Annotated in this window: 4 protein-coding genes; 3 read left to right on the top strand and 1 reads right to left on the bottom strand. The window is 66.6% G+C overall.

Features of this window, described 5'->3' with window-relative positions; genetic code table 11:
- Positions 1–168 precede the first annotated feature (168 nt).
- Entirely contained in the window at positions 169–603 is a 435-nt protein-coding gene (locus PKE80_RS09515) for a hypothetical protein (protein ID WP_271182295.1), read from the bottom strand.
- A gap of 210 nt (positions 604–813) precedes the next feature.
- Here PKE80_RS09515 and PKE80_RS09510 point away from each other — a divergent pair, with 210 nt between their 5' ends.
- From PKE80_RS09510 to PKE80_RS09500, 3 genes are all read left to right on the top strand, one after another.
- Positions 814–2,385 carry an aldehyde dehydrogenase (NADP(+)) gene (locus tag PKE80_RS09510; RefSeq protein ID WP_271182294.1) on the top strand — a complete coding sequence of 524 codons (1,572 nt, stop codon included), beginning with the start codon at positions 814–816 and terminating at the stop codon, positions 2,383–2,385.
- A 139-nt stretch (positions 2,386–2,524) separates the two neighbouring features.
- The gene (locus PKE80_RS09505; protein WP_271182293.1) at positions 2,525–4,309 is read left to right on the top strand and encodes an IlvD/Edd family dehydratase; all 1,785 of its coding nucleotides are present in this window, start codon (positions 2,525–2,527) and stop codon (positions 4,307–4,309) included.
- Positions 4,310–4,408: 99 nt separating this feature from the next.
- Positions 4,409–5,494: fumarylacetoacetate hydrolase family protein (locus PKE80_RS09500; RefSeq protein WP_373877740.1), on the top strand; the 1,086-nt coding region annotated here is incomplete at its 3' end.

Raw genomic sequence — 5,494 nt, 5'->3', positions numbered from 1 at the left:
ACGGTGGCCACCCTCTCAGGGAAACCTTCCTACACCACCCCGCGGGACACGACCCCCCTTTCAGCCATTTAGGAGGCTGAGGGCTGCGCTCCATATCGGCCTGTCCGGTAGTCACCACCCGCGAATAAAAGCGGTCTTACGGGAGACGCCCCTTTGCAGACATTGCGCTTAGCGCGGCGCACGATAGTTTTGGGCCGATATGAGTGACATCGATCGAGAGGAACGAAGTATCCTGACCCTCTTTTTGCGCGCAATGCTTTGGATTTCACTAATCCCATCCGGGTTATTTGCGATATTTATGTTAGTCGTCGGACTGACGTATGGGTTTACCTTGTGGGATGCGAAATATCCTGCGACTATGGTGATTTGGATAGGCACCTTAATCGCACCGCTCCTCATTGTAATGACGCTCAGGATGCGGAACTCCTCGCCTGCCATACTAATATCGGCTTTAGTTTCGGGGTTAGTTTTAGACGCGATGTGGTTCGCTCTTGCTTTTTGGCGCTGAGCCAAACTCGGTTTGAGGTGATAGAGGGCTGCCACATCCCAAGAGAAGCCCAAAAGACACCACTGCTGAAAAACCGCATACGGCATCTTGAGCACGAATGCTCATGTCCGCAATGGGGCGCTTGTCGCTGGACCGCTTTGCCGATCGATCACGAGGCATTGACACCCCCCTTGAAAGATAGCGCTATCATTCATATTCGGACGGCGATGAAATCCTGTGGCTGCAATGCAGCGTGGGGCTTTGGGCAGACCGGGAAAAGACATACGAAACGCACGGGCAAAGCCTTGACCTGAGGGGATGCAGCAATGATCACCGGCGCCATTCTCATCGGCCGCGAAGAAGCGCAGACGCAGGCGGGCTATGCCGCGATCAACCCCGCGACCGGGGCGACGCTGGAGCCTCGCTTCACCACGGCGGGTCTCGCCGAAGTGGAGCGCGCCTGCGCACTGGCCGACGCCGCTTCGATCGCCTTCGCCGAGGCCGAGCCGGAAACCCGCGCGGTGTTCCTCGAAACCATCGCTGACGAGATCGTCGGCATCGGCGAACCGCTGATCGAGCGCGCCATGGCCGAGACGGGCCTGCCCCGCGCCCGCCTCGAAGGCGAACGCGGCCGCACCACCGGCCAGCTGCGCCTGTTCGCGCAAGTGCTGCGCGAAGGCAGCTGGGCGGGCCTGACCATCGACCCTGCCCTGCCCGAGCGCGCGCCGCTGCCGCGCCCGGACCTGCGCGTGCGCAAGGTCGCGCTCGGCCCGGTCGTGGTGTTCGGGGCCAGCAACTTTCCCCTCGCCTTCTCGGTCGCGGGCGGCGACACCGCCTCGGCTTTTGCGGCGGGTTGCCCGGTGATCGTCAAGGGTCACTCCGCCCACCCCGGTACCGGCGAACTGGTCGCCCGCGCGATCCAGCGCGCGGTGGCGCTGTGCCATCTGCCCGAGGGCGTGTTCTCGTACCTGCCCGCCTCGCGTGAAGCGGGCACCGCGCTCGTCGCCGATCACCGCGTCAAGGCGGTCGGCTTCACCGGATCGCGCCCCGGCGGCATGGCGCTGATGCGCACCGCCGCCGCCCGGCCCGAGCCGATCCCGGTTTATGCCGAGATGAGCTCGATCAATCCGGTGTTGCTGTTTCCCGCCGCCCTTGCCGCGCGCGCCGAAGCGCTGGGCGCGGCCTTCGTCGGCTCGCTGACGATGGGTGCCGGACAGTTCTGCACCAATCCCGGCCTCGTCATCGCCATCGACGGGCCTGATCTCGATACCTTCCTCGCCTCGGCCTCGGCGGCGATGGGCGGCAGCGCGGCGCAGGACATGCTGACGCCGGGCATCCATTCGGCCTATGTGGAGGGCGTGAACGCGCTGGCAGGCCATGGCGCCGTCACCACCCTGGCGCGCGGCGTGGAGCCGACAGGCCCGCATCAGGCGCAGGGCGCCCTGTTCAAGACGACCGCCACCGATTTCCTTGCCGATCCGGCGCTGGGGGCGGAAGTCTTCGGCTCCTCCTCGCTGGTCATCACAGTGACCGACATGGGCGAAGCGCTCAAGGTCATCGCCGCCCTCGAAGGCCAGCTCACCGCCACCCTGATCCTCGATGCCGAGGACGAACCTGAGGTTGCCAAACTGCTGCCGGTGCTGGAGCGCAAGGTCGGACGCATCCTCGTCAACGGCTGGCCCACCGGCGTCGAAGTGTGCCACGCGATGGTCCACGGCGGCCCGTTCCCCTCGACCTCGGACGGACGGACAACCTCGGTCGGCGCCTCGGCGATCGAGCGCTTCCTGCGCCCGGTGTGCTACCAGAACATGCCCTCTGCCCTGCTCCCCGAGGGCCTGCGCGACGGCAACCCGTGGAACGCCCCGCGCCGCATCGACGGCGTGCTCAAGCTGGGTTGAGCCTGCCCCCGCTTCGTCATTGCGAGGCGCGCAGAGCCGCGGCAATCCAGCGCGGTGGACACCGCCCTGGATTGCTTCGCTCCGCTCGCAATGACGAAAGGGGATACGAAATGACGACCTCCTCATAAGGCACAGGACGATGACTGACGCCCCCACTCCCCGCCGTTTCCGTTCGCAGGACTGGTTCGCCGATCCCGCGCGCTCGGACATGGTGGCGCTCTATCTGGAGCGCTTCATGAACTACGGCATCACGCCTGCGGAACTGCGATCGGGGCGGCCGATCATCGGCATCGCGCAATCGGGCAGCGACCTGTCGCCCTGCAACCGCATCCACCTCGATCTGGCGAAGCGGGTGCGCGACGGCATCCGGGACGCAGGGGGGATCGCGATGGAGTTCCCGGTCCATCCGATCTTCGAGAACTGCCGTCGACCCACCGCCGCTCTCGATCGCAATCTTGCCTACATGGGGCTGGTCGAGATCCTCTACGGCTACCCCATTGATGCCGTCGTCCTGACCACCGGCTGCGACAAGACCACGCCCTCGCAGGTCATGGCCGCCTCCACCGTGGACATTCCCGCGATCGTCCTGTCCGGCGGGCCAATGCTCGACGGCTGGCATGAGGGCGACCTAGTCGGCTCGGGCACCGTGATCTGGCGCAGCCGCCGCAAGCTGGCGGCCGGTGAGATCGACGAGGAGGAATTCCTCCAGCGCGCCTGCGACAGCGCCCCCTCGGCCGGGCACTGCAACACCATGGGCACCGCATCGACCATGAACGCGGTGGCCGAGGCGCTGGGCCTCTCGCTCCCCGGCTGCGCGGCGATCCCGGCGCCTTACCGCGAGCGCGGACAATACGCCTACGAGACCGGTCGCCGCATCGTCGAGATGGCGCACGAAGACTTGCGCCCCTCGCATATCCTGACGCGCGACAGCTTCCTCAACGCGATCCGCGTCGTCAGCGCGATCGGCGGGTCGAGCAACGCGCAGCCGCACATCATGGCGATGGCGCGCCACGCGGGCGTGGAACTCACCGCCTCGGACTGGACCGAGCACGGCTACGACCTGCCTCTGATCCTCGACATGCAGCCCGCCGGGCGGTTCCTGGGCGAACGCTTCCACCGCGCGGGCGGCGTGCCCTCGATCATGTGGGAACTGCAGCAGGCGGGCGTGCTTGCCGAAAACTGCCTTACCGTCACCGGCGAGACGCTGGCCGCCAACATCGAGGGCCGCGAAACCCGCGACCGCGAGGTCATCCGTCCCTTCGCCGAGCCGCTGCGCGAGAAGGCGGGCTTCCTCGTCCTGTCGGGCAACCTGTTCGACTTCGGCATCATGAAGACCTCGGTGATCTCCGAGGAGTTCCAGAGCCGCTACCTCTCCCGCCCCGGCTCCGAAGGTGTGTTCGAGGGCCGCGCCGTGGTCTTCGAGGGCGGCGAGGACTACCACCACCGCATCAACGACCCCGCACTGGAGATCGACGCCGACTGCATCCTCGTCATGCGCGGCGCCGGGCCGATGGGCTGGCCGGGCTCCGCCGAAGTGGTGAACATGCAGCCGCCCGATGCGCTCATCAAGGCGGGCGTGCAGTGGCTGCCGACGCTCGGCGACGGGCGCCAGTCGGGCACGTCCGACAGCCCCTCGATCCTCAACTGCTCGCCCGAAAGCGCGGCGGGCGGCGGTCTTTCGTGGCTGCGCACCGGCGACACCATCCGCATCGATATCCGCACAGGCACCTGCAACGCGCTGATCGACGCGGCCGAGATCGCCCGCCGCAAGGCCGAAGACACCCCGCCGCCCGTTCCGCACAGCCATACCCCGTGGGAGGAACTCTTCCGCGAGAAGACCGGACAGATGGCCGAAGGCGCCGTCATGGAAATGGCTGTCAAGTATCGGGGCATCGCCGCGAAGACACCGCGCCACAATCACTGACGCACCCAACGGGGTCGGGTGGGCGGACGGCCCGTCCAGCCCTGCGTGATTGACAATGCATGGCAGTGTGATAGCGCTCCCATTATAGAACGAAAGCGGATGCCCGACATGACCGATATCCTCTCCCTCCTTCCCGTGGACATGCTGCCTTCCGATTGGCGCGAGGGCCTGTTCCTCGGCCGTCTCGACCTTGGCGAAGGCCCGACCCCCGTGCTGCTGCAGGGCGGCGTAACCTATGATATGAGCGGCGTTGCCGCTACTGTCGCCGACCTCGTTGACACCGGTATCTTCGACGCAAATCAGGGCCGCGCGCTGGGTCCGGCGGAAGAAGTTCTGGCCCGTGCCACACTGCTCAGCCCGATCGACCTGCAGTGCGTGAAGGCGGCGGGCGTGACGTTCGCAGTCTCCGCACTGGAGCGCGTGATCGAGGAACGCGCGCGCGGCGATGCCGACAAGGCGCAGGCGGTGCGCGGCGGGCTGGAGGAACGCATCGGCGGCTCGATCCGCTCAGTCGTGCCCGGCAGCCCGGAAGCAGCGGCGCTCAAGGCGGCACTGATCGAGGACGGCATGTGGTCGCAGTACCTCGAAGTCGCGATCGGGCCGGACGCGGAAGTGTTCACCAAGTCGCCGGTGCTCTCCACCGTGGCATCGGGCGCGACGATCGGCGTGCGTTCGGATTCGGACTGGAACAACCCCGAGCCGGAGATCGTGATCCTTGCCGACGCGCGCGGCAAGGCCGTTGGCGCGACGCTGGGCAACGACGTCAACCTGCGCGATTTCGAAGGCCGCTCGGCGCTGCTGCTAGGCAAGGCGAAGGACAACAACGCCAGCTGCTCAGTCGGTCCGTTCGTGCGCCTGTTCGATCAGGGCTACACCGTCGCCGATGTCGAGAACGCGCGGGTGCTGCTGCGCATCGAGGGCACCGAGGGCTTCCTGCTCGAAGGCGAGAGCCGCATGTCGGAAATCAGCCGTCCGCCGCTCGACCTGCTGCGCCAGTGCTTTTCCGAGCATCACTATCCCGACGGCGTCGTGCTGTTCCTCGGCACCCTGTTCGCGCCGACGCAGGACCGTGACGCGCCGGGACGCGGCTTCACGCACAAGGTCGGAGACGTCGTGACGATCTCCAGCGACCGCCTCGGCACGCTGGTCAACACCGTCGCCACCTCGCGCGATGCGCCTGCCTGG

It is taken from the genome of Novosphingobium resinovorum (assembly GCF_027922145.1).
In the GTDB taxonomy this organism is placed as follows: Bacteria; Pseudomonadota; Alphaproteobacteria; order Sphingomonadales; family Sphingomonadaceae; genus Novosphingobium; species Novosphingobium resinovorum.
This window is presented reverse-complemented; position numbering and strand designations above follow the sequence as displayed.

Excerpts from the sequence above, each read along its gene's own strand:
- PKE80_RS09510 (WP_271182294.1), top strand. The coding sequence starts at position 814 with ATGATCACCGGCGCCATTCTCATCGGCCGCGAAGAAGCGCAGACGCAG.
- PKE80_RS09505 (WP_271182293.1), top strand. The coding sequence starts at position 2,525 with ATGACTGACGCCCCCACTCCCCGCCGTTTCCGTTCGCAGGACTGGTTC.